2 protein-coding genes are annotated in these 1,713 nt (G+C 45.5%); both read right to left on the reverse strand.

Translation table 11 applies throughout. The features are described 5' to 3' along the window. Window positions 1-269: 269 nt before the first annotated feature. Window positions 270-1,049, reverse strand: a complete 780-nt coding sequence (locus R8N28_RS24090) for a hypothetical protein (protein WP_005464130.1) — start codon at window positions 1,047-1,049, stop codon at window positions 270-272. Window positions 1,050-1,268: 219 nt separating this feature from the next. Beyond that, window positions 1,269-1,713: putative PEP-binding protein (locus R8N28_RS24095; RefSeq protein WP_318183534.1), on the reverse strand; the 445-nt coding region annotated here is incomplete at its 5' end.

Genomic DNA, 1,713 nt, shown 5'->3' on the forward strand with positions numbered 1-1,713 from the left:
AGAAATTGCTTCTGCGAGTTGCGCGTTAAAGTTTTGGTTAGGCATGCGATCATCGAGTTGACATGATTTAATTTTGCGCAAGCATAACCAAAAGCAATCCAACGAGAAAGGGAAGTCACCATCTTCTCGTGACTTCCCCCTAAAAAGTTGCTCAGGTACTCAGTTTTGCGTTCTCGATTGTTAATTCTATGATTTTTAATGCTCAGATTTTTATCAATTCCTGTGAAACCATTCGTTGTTGTGAAGTGTTTTCAATCAGAGCAGGTAAATTACTGGGCGTTGGTGAGCTCTTCATTTACCCAGTATTTTGAACCAGATACGTTTGCATCGATAAGTAAGCCTTTTGAGTTGAGCTGATAAACGGCAACGCCGCTGTTGAACTGTGCAGAGAACTCTTCGGCATCTTCGCCTGCAACTGCTGAAGCTTCGCTGGTCGCTTCCCAGCCTTCGTTGACGAACGTATCGAAGTCTTGTTTGCTTTCAAACAAAACCACTTGCTGATAAAACTTGCCCCCGAGGCCTAGCGCAACCCCCATACCAAACATGTTCATGTAGGTGCGTTTTTCGGTGGTCTTATCTACCGCCACACCAGAGCCTGAATTAGTGTGGAAAAGCAAAGAGAGTTTACGAGAATCAAAAACGGCGTAGCCGTAAGCTTTATCGTAAATCGCTTTCGCTTCTGGTTTTTCATTAAAGAGTTTGAGTAAGGTGCTATCGGCCATCAAATCAATCGCTTGACGCGCTTCTTCTGGCGTGTCGCCTTCCATCAACTCATCAATTTTTTTGTCTGCGGCATCGATCCATTCTTTGCTTTTTTCGATACTGGCATCTGTCCATTCGCCAGCCGTATTGATTGCTTCTTCGGACCAATTCGTGAAATCTTGCCACGCTTGTTTTGAAAAGGCTTTAGTGTCGTCCCAAACATCTTGCGCAGTATCCGAAACCGCTTCGCCTAGCTCAGACATTTTGTTGGATATCTCGTCCCAATCTGCATGAGCTGGAGAGGTGAGTAACATAAGTGTGGTTAAGATAACGATCGGCTTTTTCATTAGAGCTCGTCCTAAACATGGTCGGTTTTACTTCATTTTAGGTGAAATTTTGGATAGGGAAAATTGACGATGATTCTAGGTTGGGATTGACGTCACGAACTCACGTACCCTTGACAAGGGCGTGATATAAGCCCAACAAAAAAGCCCTCAAACCGCAGCTTGAGGGCTTTGTCTCATTGGTTTAGGAGCACTTGTGTTAAGTGGCTTCCTTTCGGCAAATTACTTGCTAACTTTACCTAGCTGTAACCAAGTGTCGATAACGGTGTCTGGGTTGAGTGAAACAGAGCTAATGCCTTGCTCCATCAACCATTCCGCCAAATCTTCATGATCTGATGGGCCTTGACCACAAATACCTACGTACTTGCCTGCTTTGGTTGCGGCATCAATCGCCATTTTCAGCATGATTTTCACCGCTGCGTTACGCTCATCAAACAGGTGAGCCACATCGCCAGAGTCACGGTCTAGACCAAGCGTTAGCTGAGTCATGTCGTTTGAACCGATAGAGAAGCCATCGAAGTACTTCAAGAACTCATCGGCAAGCACTGCGTTTGATGGCAGTTCGCACATCATGATGACTTTCAGACCTTGGTCACCACGGCGCAGATCAAACTTCGCTAGCAAATCGATAACCGATGCGACTTCGCTTGGCGTACGCACAAATGGG

The sequence above is a fragment of the Vibrio sp. Vb1554 genome (assembly GCF_033344235.1).